Below are 26172 nucleotides of genomic sequence, written 5' to 3'. Positions count from 1 at the left end.
AAAACACTACGTGAGGATTTCTGATGAAGATCGAATCTTTCCGTACCCTCAATGCCGTGCTGCGCGGCGGAAGCTTCGCGGCGGGCGCGGCCGACATGAATCTGTCGCCCAGCGCGGTCAGCCTGCAGATGAAGCAGATGGAGGAGTACTTCGGACAGCCGCTGTTCGACCGCTCCGCGCTGCAGGTCCGGCCCAATGCCTTTGCGGCGGAAGTCGACACGGTGCTGCAGGAGGCCCTGGCCCGCCTGGATGAGCTGCGCCGCCGCAGCACGCCCGCCGTCGAGGGCCGGGTACGGCTGGGCACCATCGAACCGCTGCAGGTGACCTTGCTGCCGCCGCTGCTGCGCAAGCTGCGAGAGCGCTATCCGCTGCTGGATGTGCGGCTGGAGCGGGGCCGCGCCACCGAGCTGACGGAAAGGCTGAAGAAAGGCGATATCGACGCCGCCATCATCACCCAGCCGGAGACCGGCGGTTCCAGCCGGCTGTCATGGACGCCGCTGTTCCGCGAAACGCTGGTGCTGATCGCCCCGCCCGAGTCGCGCGAGACGCGCATTGCCGAGCTTTTCCAGCAGTACGAATGGATCCGCTTCGACAAGACCACCATCGGCGGGCGGCTGGCCGCGCGGTATGTGGCGCAGCATGCGCCGCATGCCCGCTGCCGCATCGACATGCAGTCGCTGGCGGCGCTGACGGCGCTGGTGTCCGCCGGCCTGGGCGTCTGCGTGCTGCCCGAACCCGGCCCCAACCTGCTGAACGTGCACCCGGTGCGCGTGCTCTCGCTGGGCAAGCAGGCGCCCTACCGGCAGATCTCGTTCGTGTGCCGCCAGGCCGACCAGGAAAGCCGGCTGGTGCAGGCCCTGCTGGAAGGCGCCCGGCCGTGAAATTCCTGGTGCCGGGCCATGAAATTGCCGGCCGCGTTGCGCGGGTCGGCGGCATGGCAAAAAAGAGGGTGCCCGCAGGCACCCTGAATCCACCCTACAACAGCACCTGCAACTACAACTGCAAAACCCTTTAATTCCTTAGGCCACCTTCTGCGCCTTGCCGTGTTCGAACTGGGCCTCTTCCGTCGAGCCGGTCAGCGCGGTGGTGGAAGACTTGCCGCCTTCGATCGTCTGGGTCACGGCGTCGAAGTAGCCGGTGCCCACTTCGCGCTGATGCTTCACGGCGGTGAAGCCCATTTCGGCGGCGGCGAATTCCTTCTGCTGCAATTCCACGAAGGCGCTCATCTGGCGGCGGGCATAGCCGTGGGCCAGTTCGAACATGCCGTAGTTCAGCGCGTGGAAGCCGGCCAGCGTGATGAACTGGAACTTGTAGCCCATGGCGCCCAGCTCGCGCTGGAACTTGGCGATGGTGCCGTCGTCCAGGTTCTTCTTCCAGTTGAACGACGGCGAGCAGTTGTAGGCCAGCAGCTTGCCCGGGAACTGGCGATGGACGGCCTCGGCGAACTTGCGGGCGTATTCCAGGTTGGGCGTGGACGTCTCGCACCAGATCAGGTCGGCGTACGGCGCGTAGGCCAGGCCGCGCGAGATGGCCTGATCGATGCCGGCGCGGGTGCGGAAGAAGCCTTCCACGGTGCGTTCGCCGGTAATGAACGGACGGTCGTTTTCATCGACGTCGCTGGTGACCAGATCGGCGGCATCCGCGTCGGTGCGCGCCAGCAGCACGGTGGGCGTGCCCATCGTGTCGGCGGCCAGACGGGCCGACACCAGCTTGGCCACGGCCTCGCGGGTGGGGACCAGCACCTTGCCGCCCATGTGGCCGCACTTCTTCACCGAGGCGAGCTGGTCTTCGAAGTGCACGCCCGAGGCGCCGGCCTCGATCATGGCCTTCATCAGTTCATAGGCATTGAGCACGCCGCCGAAACCGGCCTCGGCGTCCGCCACGATGGGCGCGAAGAAATCGATATAGCCTTCGTCGCCGGGATTCTTGCCTTCCATCCACTGGATCTGGTCGCAGCGGGTCAGCGAATTGTTGATGCGGCGGACCACCTGCGGCACCGAGTTGGCGGGATACAGCGACTGGTCGGGGTACATCTCGCCGGCCAGGTTGGCGTCGCCGGCGACCTGCCAGCCGGACAGGTAGATGGCCTTCAGGCCGGCCTTGACCTGCTGCATGGCCTGGTTGCCGGTCAGCGCGCCCAGCGAATTCACGAAAGGCTCGCTATGCAGGAGTTCCCACAGGCGGGTGGCGCCACGGCGCGCCAGCGTGTGTTCGACGCCGATCGACCCGCGCAGGCGGATGACATCCTCTGCGCTGTAGTCGCGCTTGATGCCCTGCCAACGGCCGTTTTCGGCCCAGTCTTTCTGCAGATTGCGGATTTCGGTTTCGCGATTGCTCATGGTGATGCTCCTGGTCAGTGATTGAGAGAACGTCAAAGGATTCGCGTCTTGCATTGCGTGAATCGTTGGACAAAGTCTATGCCTCTGCTGCGGAGCAATGTGAACCTGAGTCTTATAGAAGACAAAAAATATTATTTATATAACTCAATGACTTAAGATTTATATTCCATATTGTGAAACGTCATTGTTGCCTGTGAAATGGCCGCTCGCTGCTGCGCAGCAGGCACTTTCACATGACGAAGGTTACATTTCACAATGCGGAAAATGAGGCGTTTTACGAGCGCCTACAATGCCGTCATTCCTCCTGTTTTTCCGAAGACCCTGCCATGACCCTGTCTCACGGCCCGCTGGGCCAGAGCGTGGCCTACGCCTCGCAGTACGACCCCTCGCTGCTCTTTCCCATCGCGCGTTCGCACAACCGCGCGGCGCTCAACCTCAGCGCGGGCAGCCTGCCCTTCACGGGCGTGGACCTCTGGAACGCCTACGAGCTGTCGTGGCTGGACGCCAAGGGCAAGCCGCGCGTGGCCATGGCCACGTTCTCGGTGCCCGCGGACAGCCCCAACATCATCGAGTCCAAGTCGTTCAAGCTTTATCTGAATTCATTCAACCAGACCCGTCTGGTCAACTCCGCCGCCCTGCGCGGCCGCCTGGAGCGCGACCTGAGCGTCGCCGCGGGCGCGCCCGTGGGATTGGATTTCTTCCTGCCCCGGCGCTTTTCCGAATTGCGCATGGAGGAGCTGGACGGCATCTATATCGACAAGCTGGATATCGAGATCGACACCTACGCGCCGGCGCCCGAGGTGCTGCGCACCCGGCCGGGCGACGTGGTCGAGGAAACGCTGGCGTCGCGCCTGCTGAAATCGAACTGCCCGGTGACGGGCCAGCCCGATTGGGCCAGCGTGCAGATCCGCTATCGCGGGGCGCCGATAGACCGCGAATCGCTGCTGCGCTATGTTGTGTCGTTCCGTCAGCATGCCGAATTCCACGAACATTGCGTGGAACGCATCTTCAGCGACATCATGCAGGCCTGCGGCCCCGAAAAGCTGACCGTGTACGCGCGCTACACCCGCCGCGGCGGGCTGGACATCAATCCGTGGCGCAGCAACTTCGAAACCGTGCCGCCCGCGGACGTACGCACCGTCCGCCAATAATGGCAGCGGCCGCCCCGAGGGGCGGCCGCGTCCGCTTACGTCACGAAGGACTTACTTCACGAAGGGTTCGGGCCGGGGCGTGTCGTCTTCGGACGGCGGCAGCACCGGGTACTGGATCGCCGGCTGCTCACCCGTGAGCGTCTTCAGGAACGACACGATCAGCGCATTTTCGTCCGCCGAGAAGGTGCGGCCCAATTGCAGGCGCCCCATCACGTCCACCGCTTGTGTCAGGGTGGCGGCCTCGCCGTCGTGGAAGTACGGATAGGTCAGCGCCACGTTGCGCAGGGTCGGCACCTTGAAGTTGAAGCGGTCGGCATCCTTGCCCGTCACCGCGGCCCGGCCTTCGGCCTTGTTCTCCGTCACATAGGGCGTGATCAGGCCCATCTTCTGGAACGAGTTGCCGCCTACCGCCACGCCGTTATGGCAGGCCACGCAGCCGCTGTTCTTGAAGAGCTCGTAGCCCGCCACTTCGCGGACCGTCAGCGCCTTCTTGTCGCCCTTGAGCCATTCGTCGAAGCGGGAATTGGGCGTGACCAGCGTTTCCTCGAACGCGGCCAGCGCGCCCGTCACCTCGCCGATGGTGATGCCGTCCTTGCCGAAGACCCGCTTGAATTCCGCGCGGTAGCCGGGGATGGAGTTCAGCACCTGCACCGCCAGTTCGTGAGACGACGCCATCTCCATGGGATTTTCGATGGGCCCGCCCGCCTGCTCGCGCAGGTCCTTGGCGCGGCCGTCCCAGAACTGGGCGATGTTCAGGCTGGAATTGAGCACCGTGGGCGAGTTGATCCCGCCCTGCTGCCACTTGTGGCCGATGGAGGCCTTCAGGTTGTCCGACCCGCCCATGCCCAGGTTGTGACAGGAATTACAGGAGATCGCGCCGGAGCGCGACAGGCGCGGATCGAAGAAGAGCTTCTTGCCCAGCTCGACCTTGGCCGGTTCCTTGATCACCACGGGTTCGATCGGCTGGATGGGTTCCTGCGACGCGCTCCAGGCTTGCCCCGCCCATAGGCCGAGCACGATGCCCATCGCCAGCAGCGTTCCTTGCTTTCTCATTTTGCTTCTCCTGTGAATAACCTGTCTTGCCACAGGGTTATTACAGCGAGCATGGAGAGCGGCGGCCTTGCGGCGCGTCAAGCGGCGCAGGCCGCCTGGGCGCGGTAACGGGGAACATTGACGGCGCGCAAGGAAAACCCGGCGCGCCGATCAGGTGGTCACGGCGATCAGGTGGTCACGCTGATCGGCCGATCAACCCTGGCGCCAGTCGGCCGGCCGCGCCGGTCAGGACCGCGCCGGCGCCGCCATGGCCGGCGGTTCGGTACGGCGGGCCTGCACGGCGATCCATTGCGCCAGGAAGGCGGCGACCGCGAAGGCCACGCCCGCGCCCACCCAGGGCCCCTGGCGCAGGCCGGCGTCCAGCAGCAGGCCAAAAGCGAGCGGTCCCAGGGCCGAACCCACGTCCATGCCTGAATAGACCAGGCCGTAGACCGAGCCGGTGGACCCCTTGGGCGTCACCTTGCGTATCAGCATGTCGCGCGAGGGCGCGGCCACGCCGGAGCAGAAACCCGCCAGCCCCACCACCGGCGCCGCCAGCACCGCGGGCACCAGGCCCAGCGCCAGCACCACCAGCGTCAGGCCCGCCAGGATCAGCGCCACCATCACGGTGCGCTCCGTGCGCGGGTTGGCGGACACCAGGAAGCCGCCGGCCGCCATCCCCACGGCCGAGGCCACCATGTACCCGGACAAGGCCGAGCTGGCGGTCACCTTGGACAGGTCGTAGAGCTGGCCCAGCAGCGGGATCGTGTAGTTCTGGACCGACGACAGCGCAATGGACGTGCAGGCGAAGAACAGGAACGCGCCCCACAACGCGGGCTTGGCCAGCAGCGCGCCCAGGGTGGTCAGCACGCTCTCCTGGGGCTTGGCGGCCGGCTTGGCGGCGGTAGCGCCGTCCTTGGCGTCGGCCGGTGCGTCCAGCGGCGAGGGTCCGCCGATCAGGCCACGCCCGAGCACCGTCAGCAGCAGCACCAGCGCCACCAGGCCAGCGGCGCTATAGGCCGCCACACGCCAGTTGGCCAGCAGCGTGATGGACGTGATGAACACGGGCGTCAGCGCCCACCCCAGGTTGCCGGTCAGTCCGTGCGCCGAAAACGCATGGCCCAGCCGGGGCGCGGTGATGCGGTGGTTGATGATGGAATAGTCCGCCGGATGGAAGACCGAATTGCCGATGCCGCCCACGATGGCCGCGGCCATCAGCATGGCGTAGCCCGTGGCCGATCCGATCAGCAGTCCGGACAGCACGAAGCATCCCAGCCCGAACCACAGCACCGGACGGGCGCCGATCCGGTCCACGACAAAGCCCGAGGACGCCTGGCCGATGCCGGACACCACGTAGAAAGCGGAGACCAGCAGCCCCAGACGCGCGAAGTCCAGCCCGAACTCCAGGCCCAGGGCGCCATAGAGCGACGGCAGAACCAATTGGAAAAAGTGGGAAGACGCATGCGCCACGCCGATCAGCAGGATGATCTTCCAGTCGCGCCGGCGGACGGCGGGGTCCGAGAGCGGAGTACTTGCAACGGTAGCGGTGTTCATTGCCAAGGCCGCGGGCAGCGGCAGGATGCGTCCGCGCAAAGCGGCTCGCGGGTTGTCTCCGGCGACGCCCAGGCGGGCCGGGCGTCGTGTCTGCGGCGATTGCGGCGCGCGCGCCGAGCCGGATCCAGCCGGCAATCGCTCTTCAAGTGTCATGGCGGCCGCCTTGCGCGAGCCGGGCCACCATGGGGAATGCAGTCAAACCAGGCCGGCAAAAGACGCCGGCCCGTCAAATCGGGACTACAGGGCCTTTTCGCGGATGGCGGGCCAGGCGCGCTGCAGGTAATACAGCATCGACCACACCGTCAGCACCGCCGCCACGATGATCAGGACATCGCCGAGCAGCTTGGTGTTGATGCCATAGACCGTCTGGTCGTACAGCAGGCACGGAATCGCCACCATCTGCGCGGCCGTCTTGAACTTGCCCAGGCGATGCACCGCCACGCTGGCGCTGGCGCCGATCTTGGCCATCCATTCGCGCAGGGCGGAAATCGTGATTTCACGGCCAATAATGATCAGCGCGATGAAAATGTCGACACGCTTGAGGTGCAGCAGGACGATCAGGGCGGCGCAGACCATCAGCTTATCGGCCACGGGATCCAGGAAGGCGCCGAACGCCGACGTCTGGTTCCAACGGCGGGCCAGCCAGCCATCGAACCAGTCCGTCAGCGCGGCAATGATGAACGCCCACGCGGCAAACGTGTCGCGCGTGGGAACGGACATCCAGCTTTCGGGCAGGTAGAAGAGCCCGACCACCAGCGGAATCATGGCGATGCGCAGCCACGTCAGGATAATGGGTACATTAATTGGCATAGTGTCCGTATGCTACATCAGTAGAGCCCACCCCCGCAGCGCCTGCGGCGCTTCCCCCTCAAGGGGGCGCCGCTGCGGACCGGCGGAGCCGGATCCGCGCGGCCGCGCTTGCTCATTAGGGGCGTTGATATGCGCGGGTTTGCTTGTGCTCGGGCGGGGCGTTGATTCACGCGGGCTGCTTCAGCGCAGGGCTTCGTAGATGCGGATGGCCAGGTCCTGGGAGATGCCGTCCACGGATGCCAGGTCCTCGATGCTGGCGGAGGCCACGCCCGAGAAGCCGCCGAAGCGGGCCAGCAGGCGCTGGCGGCGGCGGGCGCCGACGCCCTCGATCTCTTCCAGGCGCGACACATTGCGGGTCTTGGCGCGCCGCGCGCGCATGCCGGTGATGGCGAACCGGTGCGCCTCGTCGCGCACCTGGGCGATCAGCATCAAGGCCGCGGATTCGCCGCCCAGCGCCACGGGCGGCCGCTCGTCGGCGAACACCAGCGTCTCCAGGCCGACCTTGCGCCCTTCTCCCTTGGCCACGCCCACCAGCGTCTGGATATCCAGGCCCAGTTCTGCGAACACCTTGCGCGCGACTTCCACCTGACCCTTGCCGCCATCGATCAGGACCAGACCCGGCATCTGGGCGTCGCCGTCGGCCACCTTGGCGAAGCGCCGGGTCAGCACCTGGCGCATCGCGGCGTAGTCGTCGCCCGGCGTGATGCCGGCGATGTTGTAGCGGCGGTAAAGCGAGGGCTGCATGTCGTGGTGTTCGAACACCACGCACGAGGCCTGGGTGGCCTCGCCGGCCGTGTGGCTGATGTCGAAGCATTCGATACGCAGCGCGTCCAGCGCGGCCTCGTCCGTGTCCAGGTCCAGCGCCTCGGCCAGCGCCAGGGTGCGGGCCGCCCGGGCGCCGGATTCGGTCAGCGCGCGCGCCAAGGCCATTTCCGCATTCTTGACCGCCTGCTCCAGCCAGGACCGGCGCGTGCCCTGCGGGCGCGTCAGCACCCGTGACGGCCGCCCGCCGGACTGTTCCACCAGCAGGGCGATCAGGTCCGGATCGGGCAAGGCGTGCGAACAGACCAGCACCGGCGGCATCGCGCTGTCGGCATAGTGCTGCGCCACGAAGGCTTCCAGCACCTGCGGCGCGGCCTCGCCTTCGGCATGCGTGGGAAAGAAGGGCTTGTCGCCCAGATGGCGGCCGCCGCGCACCATCGCCAGGTTGACACAGACCTTGCCGCCCGCGATCGCCACCGCGATGATGTCGGTGTCCTCGCCGCTGACGTTCTCCATGGTCTGCTGGTGCAGCACGCGCGCCAGCGATCCCATCTGGTCGCGCAGCGCCGCGGCTTCCTCGAAGCGCAGTTCGCCGGCGGCCTGCTGCATGCGGGCCTCGATTTCGCCCATCACGTCCTTGGCTTCCCCATTCAGGAAGCGCACCGCCCGCTGCACGTCGCGCTGATACTCCGAGGCCTCGATGGCGCCCACGCAAGGCGCCGAGCAGCGCCCGATCTGATGCAGCAGACAGGGCCGCGAGCGGTTGGCGAAGACGCTGTCCTCGCATGTGCGCAGGCGGAAGACCTTCTGCAGGATCTGGATGGTTTCGCGCACGGCCCAGGCGTTGGGGAACGGGCCGAAAAACTGCCCGCGTTTACTCGTGGCGCCGCGGTAGTAGGCAATGCGCGGCCAGTCATGGCCGGTAATCAGCAGGTAGGGGTAGGATTTGTCGTCGCGAAACAGGATGTTGTAGCGCGGCTTCAAACTCTTGATGAGGTTGTTTTCCAGCAGCAGCGCTTCCGCCTCGGAGCGCGTCACCGTCACTTCCAGTTTCGCTACCTTCGACACCATCTGCGCGATGCGCGGGCTGGCCAGGTTCTTCTGGAAATACGATGAGACGCGCTTCTTCAGGTCGCGCGCCTTGCCGACATACATGACCTCGCCCGCCGCATCCAGGTGCCGGTAGACGCCCGGCAGATGCGGCAGATCAGACAGGAACGATTTGAGATTGAAGTCGTCGGGCATTCTGATAACGGCTTTCGGCCTGCAAGGTGTCCCAATCGGGCGCGTCGAAACGCGGCATCAGGCGGCGGATTCGGGCCACGGACTCGGGTGCGTGGTCGAAGGTCAGCCGCGACAGCAGCTCGTCGGCCAGGTCCGGCCGGTTGCACACCAGCACCATGTCGCAGCCGGCGCGCAGCGCGGCATTGGCGCGGGCCAGGATGTCGCCGGCGACCGACGCGCCTTCCATGGTCAGGTCGTCCGAGAACACGACGCCGTCATAGCCCAGGCGCTTGCGCAGGATATCCTGCACCCAGCGCTTGGAGAAACCGGCCGGATGCTTGTCGACCTTCGGATAGATCACGTGCGCGGGCATCACGGACGGCAGCACCGCGTCGCCCAGCCAGGCGTACGGGGCGGCGTCGTCCTTCAGGATCTCGTCCAGCGTGCGCGGATCCACGGGAATCTCATGGTGCGAATCCGCGCCCACGAAGCCGTGGCCGGGGAAGTGCTTGCCGCAAGCCGACATGCCGGCAAGCGCCAGGCCCTGGATCAGAGCGCGCGACAGCATCGCGACGACGCGCGGATCGGCATGGAAGGCGCGGTTGCCGATCACCTGGCTGACGCCGTAGTCCAGATCCAGCACGGGCGTGAAGCTCATGTCCACGCCGCAGGCGCGCAGCTCGGCGGCCAGCACGTAACCCGCTTCCGTCGCCAGGCGCATTGCTTCGAGGGGGTCGCGGTCCCACAGCGCGCCCAGCTCGCGCATCGCCGGCAACGCCGTGAAGCCATCGTCGCGGAAGCGCTGCACGCGACCGCCTTCGTGATCCACCAGGATCAGCAGCGGCTCCTTGCGGGCCTTGTGGATCTGCCGTGTCAGCTCAGTGAGCTGGGCGCGGTCCTGGAAATTGCGGGCGAAAAGAATCACGCCGCCCACCAGGGGGTGGCGCAGGCGCTTCTTTTCAGCCTTCGTCAGCGCGTATCCCGCCACATCGACCATCACGGGGCCGGGGGGCAGAACCGCCTTGGATTTCTTCTTGGCCATAGGGGGCTGTCCTTGTGTCTATGTCCGGCAAGCCGGCCGGGGAACCCGGGCTCAGGGCTTGCGTTCGACCACCACGTAGGCGGCGGCCATATCGGATTCATCGGTAATGGATACATGGGCAGCGCCGAACCGCTGGGCATACCAATCCAGCAGTTCGGGCGCGATCACCAGCACCGGGCGTCCGCCGGGCGCATTCAGGGTCTGCACGCGCCGCCAGGTCATGGGCATGCGCATGCCCAGCCCGATCGCCTTGGAAAACGCTTCCTTGGCGGCAAAGCGCGTGGCCAGGAAACGCAGGCCGCGCACCGGGTCGCGCGCGCGGCGCGCGTGGAATTTCAGCAGTTCTTCGGTGCCCAGGATCTTCTCGGCGAAGCGATCGCCGTGGCGCTCGAGGGCGCGCTCGATCCGGTCGATGCGCAGCAGATCCATGCCGATGCCGGCGATGGCGCCGGGCGACGTGGCGGAGGAAGGATCAGACATGGGCGTCATCGCTGGGCAAAACCGTCAAAACGCGTCATCGGCCCGCGCTCAAAGCCCGCGCAGCGCTTGCAGGCGCGCCTGCACCATCAACGCCTTCATGTCGCGCACTGCCTTTTCCCAGCCGTCGAATATCGACTGCGCCACGATGGCGTGGCCGATATTGAGTTCGGAGATGCCGTCCAGCGCTGCCACCGGCCTGACGTTGCCATAGTGCAGGCCATGCCCGGCGTTCACCCGCAAGCCGTGGCGCAGCCCTTCGGTCACCGCCACGCGGATGCGCCGCAGTTCCGCTTCGGCGGCCTCGCCTTCGGCTTCGGCATAGGCGCCGGTGTGCAATTCGATCACGGGCGCGCCCGCCTTGGCCGCCGCGGCGATCTGCACGGGATCCGGATCGATGAACAGCGACACGCGGATGCCGGCCTCGGCCAGCAGGGCCACGGCGTCCGACACCGGCCCCATGGCGCCCGCCACTTCCAGCCCGCCCTCCGTCGTCAGCTCGGTGCGCTTTTCAGGCACCAGGCAGACATCGCTGGGCTTCACCGCGCAGGCGATCTCCAGCATTTCGGCGGTGACCGCGCATTCCAGGTTCATGCGGGTGCGCAACTGCGGACGGATGGCATAGACGTCCGCGTCCTGGATGTGGCGCCGGTCTTCGCGCAGATGCAGCGTGATCAGGTCGGCCCCGGCGTCTTCGGCGCGCAGCGCGGCGGCGATCGGATCGGGGTAGACCGTATGGCGTTGTTGCCGCAGCGTGGCGACGTGATCGATATTTACACCGAGTTCTATCATTGCACTTTCGTTGTTTCTTCCCAGCCGCCGCCCAGCGCCTTGTAGAGCTCCACGCGGTTGATCAGCGCGGCCAGGCCGGTTTGCACCAGCGACAGCTGGGCGTTGAAAAAGTCCACTTGCGCGGTCTGCACCTGCAAATAACTGTCGATACCATTGGTATAACGCAAATTCGACAGTTCCAGCGTGCGCGCCGACGAATCCTGCAACGCGCGCTGGGCGTCAAGCTGCGCCCCATAGGTGGCTTCGCCGGCCAGCGCGTCCGAGACTTCGCGGAACGCCTGCTGGATGGTCTGCTCGTATTGGGCAACCGCGATATTGTCGCGCGCCTTGGCCACGTTCAGTCCTTCGCGGATGCTGCCCCCGGCAAACAGCGGCGTCGTGATCGACGGCGAGAAGCTCCAGTAGCCCTGGCCGCCCTTGAACAGATCGCCCAGCGACGGGCTGGCCACGCCCAGCAGGCCGGTCAGCGAGATGGTCGGGAAGAACGCCGCGCGCGCCGCGCCGATATTGGCGTTGGCGGCCAGCAGCTGGTTTTCCGCCGCGGCGATGTCGGGACGGCGTTCCAGCAGGTCAGACGGCAGGCCGGACGGCACCGTGGCCAGAAGCTGGTCACGGCCGAACGTGGCCGGCGGGGGCAGCGTTTCGGGCAGGGGCGCCCCCACCAGCAGCACCAGCGCGTTCATGGCCTGGGCGCGTGCCCGGGCCAGTTGCGCCAGATCGGCGGACGCCGTGTCCAGCAGCGACTTGGACTGGTTCAGGTCCAGTTCGGACGCCACGCCGCCGTCGAAGCGGCGCTTGACCAGGTCGTAGGACTCCTGGCGCGAGGCCAGCGTGCGCTTCGTCAGATCGAGCTGGACTTCCGCCGCGCGGAAATTGAAGTACGACTGCGCCACCGAGCCCACCAACGTGATGTGCACGGTCTTTTGCGCCTGCTCGGTCGACAGGTACTGCTGATACGCCGCCTCGGACAGGTTGCGCAGCCGGCCGAAGAGGTCGATCTCGAATGTCGTCAGGCCGATGCCGGCCTGGTACGAGCTGCTGATCGAACTTGAATTCGCCGCGCGCATGTTGGCCGGCAGATGCTGGCGCTGGCCCTGGACACCCGCGCCGATGCTGGGCCATTGCGCGCCGCGCTGGACACCGTATTGCGCCCGGGCCTCTTCGACCCGCTGCACCGCCACGCGCAGGTCGCGGTTGTTGACCAGCGACAGCTCGATCAGGCTTTGCAGGCGCGGATCGCGAAAGAAATCGCGCCAGCCGATTTCGGCGGCCGGGGTGCCGTCTTGCGGCACCACCGCCGAGGCAGGCTGCGTGCCCAGCGTGGTCGAACGCGTGTACGCGCCGTACTCCACCTTGGGTTGATCGGGCCAGGCGCCGCTCACCGGCGCGTCGGGCCGCTTGTAATCGGGCGCCAGCGAGCAGCCGGCCAACGCCACCGCCACGAAGGCGGACAAGGCGGTCTGTCTGAACTTCAGGGCTTTCATACCTTGCCCTCCTGGCCACCGTTGGGTTGTGCGGGAGGCGGAGGCGCCTCGGGAGCGGCCTCGCCGGCTGCCTTCTTGGCGGCCTGCTCTTCCTGGAAGGCGCGCAGTTCGGCGCCCATCAGGCGGGGCCGGGTCTTGAACAGGCCCAGCACCACGACGAAGAAGGTCGGAACGAAGATCACGGCGAACGGCGTGGCGGCCAACATGCCGCCCAGCACGCCCAGGCCCACCGCGCGCTGGCTGGCGGCGCCGGCGCCCGTGGCCAGCGCCAGCGGAATCACGCCGAGGATGAACGCCAGCGACGTCATCAGGATGGGCCGGAACCGCAGGCGCGCGGCCTCCACCGCGGACTCGTACAGCCCCATGCCCCGGGCGTACTGGTCCTTGGCGAATTCCACGATAAGAATGGCGTTCTTGGCCGCCAGCCCGATCACGGTCACCATCCCCACCTGGAAGTACACGTCGTTGGACATGCCCAGCGCGCTGACCAGCGCCACCGCGCCCAGCATGCCCAGCGGCACCACCAGCATCACGGAGATCGGGATGGCCCAGCTTTCATACAGCGCGGCCAGCACCAGGAACACCACCAGCAGCGACAGGCCCATCAGGATGGGAGCCTGGTTGCCGGCCTGCCGTTCCTGGTAGGAAAGGCCGGTCCACTCGTAGCCGAAGCCCTGCGGCAGTTGCGCGACCAGGCGCTCCATTTCAGCCATGGCCTCGCCCGTGGTGTAGCCGGCCGCCGAGCTGCCGCCAATACGCATGGACTCGTAGCTGTTGTAGCGCACCACCTGCACCGGGCCCTGGACCCATTCGGCCGTCACGAACGTGGACAGCGGGACCATGCCGCCCTGCCCGTTGCGGGCATTCAGCTTGAGCACGTCGGACAACTGCATGCGGTACGGGGCATCGGCCTGCACCCAGATGTTCTGCATCCGGCCCATGTTGGGGAACTTGCTCAGGTAGGCCGAACCGACCGCCGTGGAGATCAGCGTGGCGGCTTCATTGAAATCCACCCCCAGTGCCGCCGCCTTGTCGCGGTCGATATTCAGGCTGAGCTGCGTGCCCGCGGCAAGACCGGTGATCCGCACCTGCGACAGCACCGGGCTCTTCATGGCCTCGCCCATCAACTGGGCCGTGGCCGCGGCCAGCGCGTCAGTGCCCGCCGATCCGCGATCCTGCAGCCGCAGGTCGAAACCGGTGGCGTTCCCCAGCGACGAGATCGCCGGCGGCACCAGGGTGAACACCTGCGCGTCGTGGATGCCCATCAACTGCTTTTCGAAGGCGGTGAATGCGATGGCGCCCGCGGAGTCCTTGCGTTCCTTGCGGTCCTTGAAGTCCTTCAGCGTGGTGAACGCGATGGCGGCGTTCAGGCCGTTGCCGTTGAAGCTGTAGCCCTGCACGGCGATGATGTTCTCGACCGCCGGGATGCTGCCGAAGTACTTCTCGACCTGCTCGATCACCTCGACGGTGCGGTTGGCGCTGGCGCCGGTGGGCAGTTCGATGTTGCTGACCACGTAGCCCTGGTCTTCCTCGGGCAGGAACGACGACGGCAGACGCAGGTACAGCCAGCCCAGCAGCAGGACCAGCGCCAGGAAGACCAGCATCATGCGGCCACCCTTGTGCAGGATGCGCGAGACCCAGTTCTGGTAGCCGTGCGTGGTGGCGTCGAACTTGCGGTTGAACCAGCCGAAGAAACCCTTTTTCTCGTCGTGGTGGCCCTTGGGCACCGGCTTGAGGATCGTGGCGCACAGCGCCGGGGTGAAGGTCAGCGCCAACAGGGCCGAGAAGAAGATCGACACGGCCATGGCCACCGAGAACTGCCGGTAGATCACGCCCACCGAGCCGCTCATGAAGGCAAGCGGCAGGAACACCGTCACCAGCACCAGCGTGATGCCGATGATGGCGCCGCTGATCTGCGGCATCGCTTTCTTGGTGGCCTCTTTGGGCGGCAGGCCCTCGGTTGCCATGATGCGCTCGACGTTTTCGACCACCACGATGGCGTCGTCCACCAGAATGCCGATGGCCAGCACCATCGCAAACATGGTGAGCACGTTGATCGAAAAGCCCAGCCCCAGCATCACCGCGAATGAACCCAGCATGGCCACCGGGACCACCAGCGCGGGGATCAGCGTATAGCGCACGTTCTGCAGGAACAGGTACATCACCAGGAACACCAGCACCATGGCCTCGGCCAGGGTGTGGAGCACCTGCTCGATGGACACCTTCACGTAGGGCGCGGTGTCGTAGGGAATGGAGTACTGGATGTTGCCGGGGAAATACTTGGACAGCTCTTCCATCTGCTGGCGCACGCCCTGCGCCGTGGCCAGCGCGTTGGCGTTGGGCGACAGCACGATGGCGAAGGCCGCGGTCGGCTTGCCGTTCAGGCGGGCGCCGAACTGGTAGTTGTCCGCCCCCACCTCGATGCGGGCGACGTCGCGCAGCAGCACCTTGGAGCCGTCGGTATTGGCGCGCAGGACGATCCTGCCGAAACCGTCGACCGTGCTGAGCTGGCCGTTGGCCGTGACCGTGGCGGTGATGCGCTGCGAGTCCGGGTTGGGCGGAGAGCCGATGCTGCCGCCCGACACCAGCACGTTCTGGCCGGCGATCGCGTTGTTGACCTCGGCCATGCTGAGGTTGAAGCCCACCAGCTTGGCCGGGTCCACCCAGATGCGCATGGCGCGCGGCGCCGCGAACAACTGGAACTGGCCCACGCCAGGCACTCGCGACACCGGGTTCTGCACGTTGCGGGTGATGTAGTCGGCCAGCGCCGTCTGGTCCAGCGAGCCGTCGGCGGACGACAGCGTCACGATCATCAGAAAGCCGGTGCTGGTCTGCTCATACTGCAGGCCCTGCTGCTGCACGGCGGACGGCAACTGCGCGATCACGTTGGACACGCGGTTCTGCACGTCCACCTGCGCCAGGTCCGGATTGGTTCCGGGCGCGAACGTGGCGGTGATGGTCGAGGTGCCGTAGGAATCGCTGACCGACTCGTAGTAGATCAGGCCCTTGGCGCCGTTGAGCTGGTCCTCGATGATGCTGGTGACCGATTCGGCCACTTCCTTGGAGGACGCGCCGGGGTAGGTGGCGGTGATCGTGATGGCGGGAGGCGCCACGTCCGGGTACTGCGCAACCGGCATGTTCGGGATGGCCAGCACCCCCGCCAGCAGAATGAACAGGGCAACTACCCAGGCGAAAATTGGACGATCGATAAAAAATTGCGGCATGTGGGCTGACTCTGAAAGCGATGCTCACCAAAGAGGAACGCGGCGCTTGCTGCGCCGCGTGCCGCTTACGATTTCTGGCCTGCGGCCTTGTCCTGCGGGGCCGTTTCGGCCGGCTTGGCGCCGGGCTGCGGGGCGGTTTCGGCGGGTTTGGCGCCAGGCTGCGGGGCCGGCTTGGCGCCGGGTTGCGCCGCGGGCTTGCCGCCTTGCGCGGGTGCGCCGTTCCTGTTCCATTCGCTGACCTGCACAGGAGCGCCGGGACGGATCTTCTGGAACCCTTCCACCACGACCACGTCGCCAGCCTTCAAGCCGCTGGTGATCAGCCAATTGTTCTTGATGGCGCCGCCGGTGGTGACCGACAACTGCTCGATCTTGTTGTCCCGCACCAGCATCAGGCTTTGCGTGCCGTCCGCCGTGCGCTGCAGCGCCTGCTGCGGAACCACCAGGGCGCTGTCGTCCACGCCCTGCTCCAGGCGCACCCGCACGTACATGCCGGGCAGCAGGATGCCGTCGGGATTGGGGACCTCGGCGCGCAGGTTCACCTGGCCGGTGGACGGATCCACGGTGATGCCGGTGAACAGCAGCTTGCCAGGATGATCGTATTCAGTGCCGTCCTCGAGCACCACGGTGGCGCGCGCGGCGTCCTTGCCCACCTGCTGCAGCCTGCCGCTGGCGAAGGCGCGGCGCAGCGCGGCCAGGTCCGTCGTGGACTGCGTGAAGTCCACGTAGATCGGGTCCAGTTGCTGCACGGTGGCCATCTGCGTGGCGGAGGTGGATTCGACCAGCGCGCCCTCGGTGACCAGCGGCTTGCCGATGCGGCCGGTGATGGGCGAGGTGACGTCGGTGAAACCGAGGTTGATGGCGGCGTTGTCCTGGGCGGCCTTCGCGGCTGCGACAGCGGCGTCGGCCTGGCGATAGGACGCCACGGCGTTGTCGTATTCCTGCTTGCTGACGGCGTTGGCCTTGACCAGCGGACCGTAGCGGTCGGCCAGCAGCTTGGCGCTGAACAGATTGGCCTGCGCCTGCTTGAGCTGCGCCGTGGCCTGATCGTACGCCGCCTTGTAGGGCGCCGGGTCAATCTTGAACAGAAGCTGGTTTTCCTTGACGTCGCCGCCCTGCTCGAAGGTGATGCGCTGGACGATGCCGGTCACCCGCGAACGGATCTGGGCGTCGCGCACCGCGTCGACGCGGCCGGGCAGTTCGGAGACGATGGGGGTACGCTGCGGTTGCACGGTGATGACGCTGACCTGGGGCATGCCAGGGTTCATCTGCGGGCGCTCTCCACAACCCGCCAATATCAGCGCGAGGACGCCACCGGAAACTGCAAGACCCGAAATACGTTTAGGCGAAAACCGCATTGAAACCCCCGCGTAGCGAAGTAAAGCGCGTCATGAAAGCGCGTCAAGTTACCGCAGCATTCAACCGCGCCACCAAGCAGCGGTCAAAATATAACCATGCGTCACCAACGACACGTGAATAGCCCAGTAATGTAACTCAGATATTGGGGAAATCACGTACTTTGAAGCGTCTTGACGTTACACGGGGAAGTAATTACGCAACATTACCGAGGGCTGGCAAGCGCCCGCAGATTGCCCAGAAACGCGTAGCCGACGCCATGCACGGTGTGCAACGGCAGGCGCGCGCCGGCCAGCTGGACCTTACCGCGCAGCCGGCAGATCGCCACATTCAGGGTGCGCATGTTGGTGCCCTTGCGCGCGGCCTTGAGCTCGTCGCGGCGCAATTCGCGGCGGGGATTCTTCAGCAGGCAGACGAAGCAGGCGCGCTCGATCTCGGTCAGGTCCAGACGCGCGCCGCTGGGCATCTGCAGCGTCCAGCCCCGGTAAAGCAGGCTCCACCAGCCGTCGGGCGGGTTCGAAGCCGTTGCGGCCGGCGCCGGGCCGGCTTGCGCGATGCCGGGGTGCTGAGACGGGGCGGGCTCCGCCGTGGCCAAAAGGTCGGGTGCATTCATGGCGGGTTCTCCACCAGGCCGGCCCCACGCCGACAGGCCGCGGACCGCCCCGGAACAAGGTTGCAGTTTGTCCCGAAAGACTACCGCCACGATGCCGCACCGGGTCCTTTGGAAGCCATCTATAGGACCAATCCCCACCTTGAACGCACAACAGGGCCACACGCCGCCCGGCTACGAGTGCGTGGTGCCATTGCAGTGGATACCGTGTGTCCCGGCTAGGAGTGCTTGGTGCCGTTGCGGTGGATATCGTGCGTGACGAAGCAACTATCCTCGGTGGGCCGCGCCAGGATGCCCGGCTTCGTCAGGGTCCGGCGGATATCCGACAGGCCCGATTCCCAGTGTTCCCGCATGGCCTCGGTGCCGAACTCGTAGTCCTTGGAATAGCGCTCGAGGTGCTTGGACTCGTAGATCAGGTTGACGATGTTGGTGGCCGGCGTGTGCGACAGCCTGCGGATATCCGCCAACTCGGGCGCATTGCGGTCGGCCTCGGGCAGCCGCTCGAGCAGGCGCTGCAAGCCGTGGCGCAGCTTCAACACGCGCCGCAACTGGTCCGTGACCAGGCGGGTCCTGCTGGAATACTGGATGTCCTTCTGGCGTTCGGCCACTTCTTCCAGGGACGTGGGCAGGCCGCCGCGCGCCGGCCACAGGTCCACCTGGAATGCCAGCGTGTCGCGCATGTTGTCGGTGGTCAGCACCTGCGCAAGCGGGGTGTTGGAAACGACGCCGCCGTCCCAGTAGTGTTCGCCGTCGATCTCCACCGACGGAAAGCCCGGCGGCAAGGCGCCCGAGGCCATGATGTGCTCGGGTCCGAGCGTGTCCTTCAGGCTGTCGAAATAGGCGAAGTTTCCGGTGCGCACATTCACGACGCCAAAGCTGGCCCGCACCGCGCCACTGTTGAGCAGGTCGAAGTCCACGAACTGGCGCAAGGTCGCGGCCAACGGCGTCGTGTCGTAGAAGCTTGTGGACGCCGCCCCGCGCCCCTGCACCATATACGGCGGCGGAACGCGCGGCTTGAAAAAGCCCGGCTGCCCCGAGAACAGGGCCTGCAGCGCCGAGACCTGCCCGTTCATCGCCGGCGAGCCAAAGCCGAAGGGGATGCCTTCGAACAGCCCGGCCAGCGTTTCGCCCCAGGGCACCGAGGCAAAGCCCGCCGGACGGCAGATGCTTTCCCAGAAGCCGCGCAGGCGGTCGACGCGCTCGTCCTCGGGGGATCCGGCGATGATGGCCGCGTTGATGGACCCGATGGAAATGCCCGATATCCAGTTGGGCCGTATGCCGGCTTCGTGCAAGCCCTGGTACACCCCGGCCTGGTAGGAACCCAGCGCCCCGCCGCCCTGCAGCACAAGGGCGACGGTGTCGTAGGGCGGCGTATCGCCGGTGTCTTCGGTCAGGGCCTTGCGGCGAGTGGTCATTCAGCTACCTCTGGATAGGGCTTGCTACGGTTTGCTCTTGTCCGGCAGTTGCGGCGCGGCCACGCCGGCCCGGAACGGATACTTGGCGAAGATCTCGGCGACGGCCTTGTCCACCTTCTGCGGCGACCCGGCGGCTTCGGGATTCTGGACTTCTCCGACGGCGACACCCTCCCACACCAGTTGGCGGCGGCGCGCGTCCACCAGGTCGATGTTGAGGGTACCCTCGGTGTACTGGTAGACGTCGTCACCCCAGCCGTAGCCGGGCCAGCCGCCGTAGAACCCCATGCGGTAGCCATAATACGGTCCCATCGGCGCGGGCGACGGCGTGACCTCTGTCTTTTGCTGCAGCTTGGCGCCGAAGTTGACCAGCAGGTCGGGATTGGACGCGCTGTACGCATAGCCGCGCATTTCCATCTGGCCTCGGGTCGCCTCCTTGAGACGTTCGGTCAGCAGGCTGCTGTAGCCCGCCTTGTCCGTGCCCAGCGGCGTCATGTAGCCGAAGGTCCGGTACTGCGCGAAATCGGCCTGGCGGTCGTAATCGCCTTTGACCGTTGGGCCTGAAGCGCAGGCCGCCAATAAAACCGTCATGGAACCCGCCGCCACCAATTTGAACGCATTCATGTCGATATCTCCGTGAGCCCGAGGCTTGAACATAGTGCCGCGAAGCCCTTAAGTTTTCAACAGAATCTCATTCGCATCGCGAAAAATGCACCCAGCCGCGCGCCCGGCGGGTCCATTACACTTCCCCCCTGATCCCTTAACTTGCAGACGTACCCCATACCCATGCTGGAACTCGACGGCTCGATATGGTTTCGCTCCGGCGCCCAGACCTGGGGCGGAAAGAACCGCATAGATCTGCTCGCGCAGATCGACGCCACCGGCTCCATCACCGCGGCGGCGCGCGCCGCCGGCATGAGCTACAAGGGCGCCTGGGATGCCATCGACGCCATGAACAACCTGGCGGGCGAACCGCTGGTGCTGCGGGCGGCGGGCGGCAAGGGCGGCGGGGGCACCCAGCTTACCGACCGGGCGCGCCGCCTGATCGCGACGTTCCGGGCGCTTGAAGCCGAACACCGGAAGTTCATGGACAACCTGACGCGTGCTGGGCTGGATGCCAGCGGTGACATCGACCTGATGAGGCGTTTCATGCTGAAGACCAGCGCCCGCAACAAATTCCTGGGCACCGTCATCGGGATCCGCCCGGGCGCAGTCAACGACGAAATCCTGCTGCGCATCGCCGGCGGCCATACCGTCACGGCCACCATCACCCGCGAAAGCACGAAGGAACTGGGCCTGGAAATGGGCAAGGAAGCCATCGCGCTGGTGAAGGCGTCGTCCGTCATCGTCGGCGCGCCGGGGCCCGGCCTGCGGCTGTCGGCCCGCAATCAATTGCAAGGCAGGATCAGCGACGTACGCACGGGCGCGGTCAACAGTGAAATCCTGATCGCCATGGAGGGCGGCGCCACGATGGCCGCCATCGTCACGAACGAAAGCGCGGCAGACCTGAAGCTGGACGTGGGCGCCGACGCCGTGGCCATCTTCAAGGCATCCAGCGTGATCCTGGGCGTGCTGGACTGACAGGCCGCGCGCGGCCCGGCGGCGTTCAGATGCCCTCGTCCTCGTCGCGGCGGCGCACCCTGCCCTCGCGCACTTCAAAGACCTCGTCCGCCAGGACATCCACATCGGCGGGATCGTGCGTGATCAGCAGCATCGGCACGTCCAGCCGCTGCTGCAGGGCATTCAGCTCCTGCCGCATCTTGCCGCGCAACTGCGAATCCAGCGCCGAAAACGGTTCGTCCAGCAGCAGGATGTCCGGCTGCAGCATCAGGGCCCGCGCCAGCGCCACGCGCTGCTTCTGTCCGCCCGAGATCTCGTGGGGATAGCTGCCCACGATGGAACCCAGTTCAAACGCATCGACCCAACGCCGGGCCTGCTCGCCGACCTCGCGCCTGGGCGGATTGAGCCAGCCCCGCCGCAGGCCGAAGGCGATGTTCTGCGCCACGGTCAGGTGCGGAAACAACGCATAGTCCTGGAACAGATAGGCCACGCGGCGCGATCGGGTGGGCAGGCAGATGCCGGCCTGCCCATCGAACAGCACCCGGCCATTGATCTCGATGCGGCCCGCGTCCGGACGTAGCAGCCCGGCCACCGCCCGCAAGGTCAGGCTCTTGCCCGCCCCCGACGGCCCGAACAAGGCGATGCGCTTGGAAGACGAGGTGAACGCCACGTCCAGCTCGAAGTGCCGGTCGCCGGACACCATCCGCTTGCTGACCTGGATGCCGACGCTCATCGCGCGGCTCCGTTGCGCTGGCCCGCGCCGATGGGCACCAGCTTACCCGCCACCAGCAGCACCACGATGCAGGTGGCGGACGTGACCAGCACCAGCATGTTGGCGGTGGCGTCGTCTCCGGCCTGCACGGCTTCGTAGATGGCGACCGACAGGGTCTGCGTGCGGCCCGGCAGATTGCCGGCGATCATCAGCGTGGCGCCGAATTCGCCCAGCGCCCGCGCGAACGCCAGCAGCACGCCGGCGGCGATGCCGCGCGCGGCCAAGGGCAGGGTCACGCGGAAGAACACGCCGGCCTCGCCGACGCCCAGCACGCGGGCCGCGTTTTCCAGCTGGCTGTCCACGTTTTCGAACGCGGCCCGCGCCGACTTGAACACCAGCGGAAACGCCACCACGGACGCCGCGATCACGGCGCCCTGCCAGGTGAAGACCAGTTCAATGCCCCAGCCCGCCAGCGTTTCGCCGATGATGCCGCGCCGGCCCAGCAGCACCAGCAGGTAGTAGCCCAGCACCGTGGGCGGCAGCACCAGTGGCAGGGTCAGGATGGCGTCCAGCAGGTCGCGCCCCGGCCAGCGCCAGCGCGACAGGCCATAGGCCGCCCCCGTCCCGGCCACGGCGGCCAATAGCGTCGCCCAGCCCGCCACCTTCAAGGACAGCAGCAGGGGCACCCAAACCGGATCACTCATCGATGCCTACGATTCAACAGGAGCTCAGGGCTTTTGAAAGCCGTAACGCGACAGTATCGCCTGACCGGCGGGCGACATCACATAGGCGACAAAGCTTTCGGCTTCCTTGGCGGCGGCTTCGCGGGTGGTCAGGGCGATGGGATAGGTCACCGGCGTTTGCGAGGGCACGCGCACGGCGACCTTGACCTTGCCGGGCATGATGGCCGCGTCGGTCGCGAACACGAAGCCCGCATCGACTTCGCCGCGCGCGACATAGTCCAGGCTCTGGCGCACGTTCTGGGCCAGCACGCTCTTGGCCTGCACGGCATCCCACAGGCCGGCGGCCTGCAAGGCGGCCTGCGTGTAGCGGCCCACCGGCACCGACGCCGGGTTGCCATAGGCGATGCGCTTGACGTCCTCGCGCGACAGGTCCTGCAGCGCGGCGATGTTGGCCTTGCTGTCCGTCGGAACGATCAGCACGATCTGGTTGGCGGCGAAGTCCACGCGCGAGGCGGGCTTGACGGCCTTCTCTTCGACGGCCTTGTCCATCGCCTTCTGATCGGCGGAGGCAAAGACGTCGGCGGGCGCGCCCTTCACGATCTGCTGCAGCAGCACATCCGAGGCGCCGAAGTTCAGGATCACCTTGGTGCCGGCGTGCTGTTTTTCGTAGCCCTGGGCCACCTCCTTGAAGGCATTGGTCAGGCTGGCGGCGGCCGACACCACCAGGTCGCCGGCGTGGGCGCTTGCGCCCCATGCGGCGGCCAGCGCCAGGGTCAACACCATGATGGGGCGCTTGTGGGCCATGTTTTTCTCCTGCGGTAATCACTGAATCGGTAACGAAATATATAGCGGTATATAACGCTCGTCAATTTGGTGCCTGAAGCGGGTTTGCCAAATATCAAGAAGGGAATCGCGGCCGAAACTCAGCCGCGCGCCACCGTGGTGACGTGAACCGATTCGGGGGCCAGCGCCTCCTGCAGGAAATCCAGCGCCAGCTCGGGCCGCGCCGCGCCGCACATGAAGATGTCCAGGGCCGCGAACTGGTGCTCGGGCCATGAATGGATGCTGATGTGGGACTCGCTCAGCATGACCACGCCGGTGACCCCGGCGCCCGCGCCAAAATGATGGAAATGGGCGCTCAGCACCTGCGCCCCGGCGGCGTGCGCGGCGGCCGTCATCTGGCGCTCCAGCGCCTGCGCGTCGGTCAGCAGGCCGGCGGACACGCCGCGAAAGTCCGCCAGCACATGCCGGCCGGGTGTGGCGTGCACGGTCACTTGTGGGATCCGCCCGACGACCAGCCCGACCCGGACGAACTGCCGCCCCAGCTACTGCTGCCGCCGCCGCTGGCGATGCGCGCGCCGGGCGAACTTGCGCCGGTGGTGGCCAGCACGACCACCACCGCGTAGATGGCATACAGGAGCTTGCCCTTCATGCTAGTCGTCCTCGCCTGAAAGTTTGTCCGCCAGCAGGGCCGGCAGCCAGAGAAACGCCATCCCGATCAAGACCGGGATGAAGCGGCCGCTGAAAATGTTGTTGAAGTTCAGGAAGACCATGCCGATCAGCGCGGCCTTGGCCCATTTGCGGTAGCCGCCGGGCTTGGGGCCGGCAGGCATGGCCTTCTGCTTGGCCAGTTCGGGAGCGCCGAACCATTGGGCCAGTTGCGCCGGCGACACCGGTACGGCGGCCGACCAGCCCAGCTCGGCATCGCCCAGCTCGCGGGTGAGCTTCAGCGTGCCGACCTTGTAATCGGTGATCCGGGTGCTGTCGCCAACCTTGACCCGCCAATTGAATGCGCCCAGCGCCACTTCCACACGCGAGGTGTAGTCGTACAGCTTCTGGTACAGCCTGTTTCGCCAGCGCACGCTGGTGGCATTGTTCAGGCTGGGCCAGGTGTCGCAGACCTGCACGCGCTCCCAGCCTTCGTCCGTCTCCACCAGCCAGACAAATCCCTTGACCGGGTTGAACAGCAGGTACTCGATCCAGCTCGAAGGTTCTTCGGGATCCGGATCGGCGCACTTCATCAGACCGATCAGGGTGTAGCTGGTGCCTTCCAGCTTGGCGACCGCGCCCAATGACAGCGTGGTCCGGATCGCCTTGACCTTGTGCGCCTTGTCGATGACTTCGGCCGTGGGGCCGGAGCAATCGACCGCCGCCGCGCACGACGGGCAGACCACATGCGTGGCCATCGCGGCCACGAAAGAGATCGGACCGCCGCAGTTGGGGCAGTCCAGCGCCTTGATCTGGCCACGGAAGCGGCCGGCGGTTTCCTCCACCTGCTCGTTGCTGCGCAGCGAGCCCGCCTGCATGGCGGACAGGTCGAACGCGCGGCCGATATAGAGCTCGGGCTGGGGTCCGTCGGAAAAATCGAGCGTCAGGAAGGCGTCCAGGCTGCGGTAGTCCGCCACCTTGGCCTGCCAGCCGTCGCCGGGCACGAAGGGCAGTTCACCCTGCGCCCCCCCGGCCAGGCAGGCGCGCACGTCGGCCGCCACGAAGCGCTGGCCGTCCAGCTTCAGCTCGTCGCCCGGCGCGATATCTTCGAACGCCGGCATGCCCTGGGTGGTCTTGACCTTGCGGCGCCGGGTCACGGCGTACTGGCCCGACGCGTCCGACAGCCAGCCGTCGGAGGCGTCCTCGAACCACAGGTACCACTCGTTCCAGAAGCCGTCGTCGAACCGGAGCTGGATGCGGCCGATGATGTCGAAGCGCTTGCCGTCGTGGGTGCCTGCCGCCCCCAGGCACAGGGGCGAATAGTCCTCCAGGACCTCGGCCATCTCGCCGATGCGCCTGACCGATTCCGCGTCCTTCAGCAAGGTGCTGCGGCACGCGCCGCAGACCGCCATGACGGAAGCCGCGGACGTGAACTTGACGGGAGCGCCGCACTGCGGACACAGAACCTGCTGCATGGGGCCTTAGCTGGTAAGTTTCTTCAGCACTTCGGCCTTGGCCGAATCGTAGTCCGCGGCGTTGATCAGCCCCTTGTCCAGCAGGTCCTTCAGTTGCTGCAGGCGCTGCACGGGGTCCGCGCCGGCCGCGCCCGAGGCTGGCTGCGGGGCAGGCTGCTGGGCCGGTTGCGCCGGCTGGGGTTGCGCTGCCGCGCCCAGTCCCTGCGCCATGGTCTGGCCCAAGGCGGCGCCCGCGGCCAGGCCCGCGCCGATGCCGGCGATGCCGCCCTCGTTCTGCGCGGCCAGCGGAATCGAGGTGGCGGTCTGGTATTGGGTGAACTTGCCCAGGTCGCCCGCCATGCCCATCGAAATCCGGGTATCCAGCGCCTTCTGCAGCGCTTCGGGCAGCGACACGTTTTCAACCGTGAAGTTGTCCAGCTTGACGCCATAGCGGTCGAACACCGGCGCCAGTTGTTCGCTGATGCTTTGCGACATGAGCCCCTGGTTGCCGGCCATGTCCAGGAACGGCACCTTGGAGCCGCCCAGCGCGGTCGTCATGGCCGCGACCACCATGTTGCGCAGCTGCGCTTCCAGGTCGTCCACGGTGTATTCGTCGCGGGTGCCGCTGATCTCGCGGTAAAACTTGGCTGGGTCCGCGATCTGGTACGAGTACACGCCGAAGGCGCGCAGGCGCACCATGCCGAATTCACTGTCGCGCAGCGTCACCGGCTGCGCCGTGCCCCAGCGCCGGCCGAGCTGCAGGCGCGTGCTGAAGAAGATCACGTCCGACTTGAAGGGCGACTCGAACAGCTTGTCCCAGTTCTTCAGGTAGGTCAGCACCGGCAGCGTCTGCGTGGTCAGCTTGTACATGCCGGGGCCGAACACGTCGGCCACCTTGCCTTCGTTGACGAACACCGCCATCTGCGATTCCCGCACCGTCAGGCTGGCGCCGTACTGGATTTCGAAATCCTGCATCGGATGGCGCCAGGCGAGCACGCCATCGCGGTCCTCGTTCCATTGCAGGATGTCGATGAACTGCTTGCGGATGAATGAACCGAGACTCATGGAA

At 66.4% G+C, this 26172-nt stretch carries 25 protein-coding genes; 4 read left to right on the top strand and 21 right to left on the bottom strand.

The features are described from left to right. The first annotated feature begins 23 nt into the window (after positions 1 to 23). Positions 24 to 881, top strand: a complete 858-nt coding sequence (locus tag ASE30_RS01090) for a LysR family transcriptional regulator (RefSeq protein ID WP_057282420.1) — start codon at positions 24 to 26, stop codon at positions 879 to 881. Further along, positions 878 to 1015, top strand: a complete 138-nt coding sequence (locus tag ASE30_RS28790) for a hypothetical protein (protein ID WP_156407492.1) — start codon at positions 878 to 880, stop codon at positions 1013 to 1015. The genes ASE30_RS01090 and ASE30_RS28790 overlap by 4 nt, the downstream gene beginning before the upstream one ends. Positions 1016 to 1019: 4 nt before the next feature. Here the strand turns inward: ASE30_RS28790 and aceA are convergent, their stop codons facing one another. After that, positions 1020 to 2339: an isocitrate lyase gene (gene aceA, locus ASE30_RS01085; protein ID WP_057282419.1), complete on the bottom strand. Its 1320-nt coding sequence runs from the start codon at positions 2337 to 2339 to the stop codon at positions 1020 to 1022. 326 nt (positions 2340 to 2665) lie between these two features. Between aceA and queF the strand changes: the two genes are divergently transcribed. Further along, a complete protein-coding gene (queF, locus tag ASE30_RS01080) occupies positions 2666 to 3490 on the top strand; it encodes an NADPH-dependent 7-cyano-7-deazaguanine reductase QueF (RefSeq protein WP_057282418.1) in 825 nt (274 codons plus the stop codon). A gap of 51 nt (positions 3491 to 3541) precedes the next feature. On the opposite strand, the gene ASE30_RS01075 is transcribed toward queF, so the two are convergent. From ASE30_RS01075 to ASE30_RS01015, 13 genes are all read right to left on the bottom strand, one after another. Then, positions 3542 to 4543, bottom strand: coding sequence for a cytochrome-c peroxidase (locus ASE30_RS01075; protein WP_057282417.1), 1002 nt, complete (start codon positions 4541 to 4543; stop codon positions 3542 to 3544). Positions 4544 to 4768: 225 nt separating this feature from the next. Continuing rightward, positions 4769 to 6076 carry an MFS transporter gene (locus ASE30_RS01070; protein ID WP_057283205.1) on the bottom strand — a complete coding sequence of 436 codons (1308 nt, stop codon included), beginning with the start codon at positions 6074 to 6076 and terminating at the stop codon, positions 4769 to 4771. Between the two features lie 237 nt (positions 6077 to 6313). After that, positions 6314 to 6886: a CDP-diacylglycerol--glycerol-3-phosphate 3-phosphatidyltransferase gene (gene pgsA, locus ASE30_RS01065; RefSeq protein WP_057282416.1), complete on the bottom strand. Its 573-nt coding sequence runs from the start codon at positions 6884 to 6886 to the stop codon at positions 6314 to 6316. Between the two features lie 180 nt (positions 6887 to 7066). Further along, complete coding sequence (gene uvrC, locus ASE30_RS01060) at positions 7067 to 8893, bottom strand: excinuclease ABC subunit UvrC (protein WP_057282415.1); 1827 nt, start codon at positions 8891 to 8893, stop codon at positions 7067 to 7069. Further along, positions 8856 to 9914: a beta-N-acetylhexosaminidase gene (gene nagZ, locus ASE30_RS01055; protein WP_057282414.1), complete on the bottom strand. Its 1059-nt coding sequence runs from the start codon at positions 9912 to 9914 to the stop codon at positions 8856 to 8858. Before nagZ ends, uvrC begins: the two co-directional genes overlap by 38 nt. A gap of 51 nt (positions 9915 to 9965) precedes the next feature. Beyond that, on the bottom strand, positions 9966 to 10403 hold the full coding sequence (gene acpS, locus ASE30_RS01050; RefSeq protein WP_057282413.1) for a holo-ACP synthase: 438 nt from the start codon (positions 10401 to 10403) through the stop codon (positions 9966 to 9968). 39 nt (positions 10404 to 10442) lie between these two features. Continuing rightward, positions 10443 to 11183, bottom strand: a complete 741-nt coding sequence (pdxJ, locus tag ASE30_RS01045) for a pyridoxine 5'-phosphate synthase (protein WP_057282412.1) — start codon at positions 11181 to 11183, stop codon at positions 10443 to 10445. Beyond that, on the bottom strand, positions 11180 to 12667 hold the full coding sequence (locus tag ASE30_RS01040; protein WP_057282411.1) for an efflux transporter outer membrane subunit: 1488 nt from the start codon (positions 12665 to 12667) through the stop codon (positions 11180 to 11182). Before ASE30_RS01040 ends, pdxJ begins: the two co-directional genes overlap by 4 nt. Next, a complete protein-coding gene (locus tag ASE30_RS01035) occupies positions 12664 to 15891 on the bottom strand; it encodes a multidrug efflux RND transporter permease subunit (protein WP_057282410.1) in 3228 nt (1075 codons plus the stop codon). The genes ASE30_RS01040 and ASE30_RS01035 overlap by 4 nt, the downstream gene beginning before the upstream one ends. A gap of 65 nt (positions 15892 to 15956) precedes the next feature. After that, entirely contained in the window at positions 15957 to 17246 is a 1290-nt protein-coding gene (locus ASE30_RS01030; protein WP_057282409.1) for an efflux RND transporter periplasmic adaptor subunit, read from the bottom strand. A 203-nt stretch (positions 17247 to 17449) separates the two neighbouring features. Further along, positions 17450 to 17857: a helix-turn-helix domain-containing protein gene (locus tag ASE30_RS01025; RefSeq protein ID WP_057282408.1), complete on the bottom strand. Its 408-nt coding sequence runs from the start codon at positions 17855 to 17857 to the stop codon at positions 17450 to 17452. A gap of 215 nt (positions 17858 to 18072) precedes the next feature. Then, positions 18073 to 19269: a patatin-like phospholipase family protein gene (locus ASE30_RS01020; RefSeq protein WP_057282407.1), complete on the bottom strand. Its 1197-nt coding sequence runs from the start codon at positions 19267 to 19269 to the stop codon at positions 18073 to 18075. 24 nt (positions 19270 to 19293) lie between these two features. Continuing rightward, positions 19294 to 19890 (bottom strand): DUF4136 domain-containing protein, encoded by a 597-nt coding sequence (locus ASE30_RS01015; protein ID WP_057282406.1) that lies wholly within the window; start codon positions 19888 to 19890, stop codon positions 19294 to 19296. Positions 19891 to 20052: 162 nt separating this feature from the next. Here ASE30_RS01015 and ASE30_RS01010 point away from each other — a divergent pair, with 162 nt between their 5' ends. Continuing rightward, on the top strand, positions 20053 to 20847 hold the full coding sequence (locus ASE30_RS01010) for a TOBE domain-containing protein (RefSeq protein ID WP_057282405.1): 795 nt from the start codon (positions 20053 to 20055) through the stop codon (positions 20845 to 20847). Between the two features lie 25 nt (positions 20848 to 20872). Here ASE30_RS01010 and ASE30_RS01005 read toward each other — a convergent pair whose 3' ends face one another. From ASE30_RS01005 to ASE30_RS00980, 7 genes are all read right to left on the bottom strand, one after another. Next, positions 20873 to 21559: a sulfate/molybdate ABC transporter ATP-binding protein gene (locus ASE30_RS01005; protein ID WP_057282404.1), complete on the bottom strand. Its 687-nt coding sequence runs from the start codon at positions 21557 to 21559 to the stop codon at positions 20873 to 20875. Further along, the gene (gene modB, locus ASE30_RS01000; protein WP_057282403.1) at positions 21556 to 22242 is read right to left on the bottom strand and encodes a molybdate ABC transporter permease subunit; all 687 of its coding nucleotides are present in this window, start codon (positions 22240 to 22242) and stop codon (positions 21556 to 21558) included. The genes ASE30_RS01005 and modB overlap by 4 nt, the downstream gene beginning before the upstream one ends. A 24-nt stretch (positions 22243 to 22266) precedes the next feature. Continuing rightward, complete coding sequence (gene modA / locus ASE30_RS00995) at positions 22267 to 23025, bottom strand: molybdate ABC transporter substrate-binding protein (protein WP_057282402.1); 759 nt, start codon at positions 23023 to 23025, stop codon at positions 22267 to 22269. A 119-nt stretch (positions 23026 to 23144) separates the two neighbouring features. Then, positions 23145 to 23495 (bottom strand): adenosylmethionine decarboxylase, encoded by a 351-nt coding sequence (gene speD / locus ASE30_RS00990; RefSeq protein ID WP_057282401.1) that lies wholly within the window; start codon positions 23493 to 23495, stop codon positions 23145 to 23147. Continuing rightward, positions 23492 to 23653 carry a hypothetical protein gene (locus ASE30_RS29210; protein WP_200964375.1) on the bottom strand — a complete coding sequence of 54 codons (162 nt, stop codon included), beginning with the start codon at positions 23651 to 23653 and terminating at the stop codon, positions 23492 to 23494. Before ASE30_RS29210 ends, speD begins: the two co-directional genes overlap by 4 nt. Position 23654: 1 nt before the next feature. Beyond that, complete coding sequence (locus tag ASE30_RS00985; protein WP_057282400.1) at positions 23655 to 25124, bottom strand: DUF4178 domain-containing protein; 1470 nt, start codon at positions 25122 to 25124, stop codon at positions 23655 to 23657. 6 nt (positions 25125 to 25130) lie between these two features. Next, entirely contained in the window at positions 25131 to 26168 is a 1038-nt protein-coding gene (locus tag ASE30_RS00980) for an SPFH domain-containing protein (protein WP_057282399.1), read from the bottom strand. Between the last annotated feature and the right edge of the window lie 4 nt (positions 26169 to 26172).

The sequence above is a fragment of the Achromobacter sp. Root83 genome (genome assembly GCF_001428845.1).
GTDB lineage: Bacteria > Pseudomonadota > Gammaproteobacteria > Burkholderiales > Burkholderiaceae_B > Achromobacter.
This window is presented reverse-complemented; position numbering and strand designations above follow the sequence as displayed.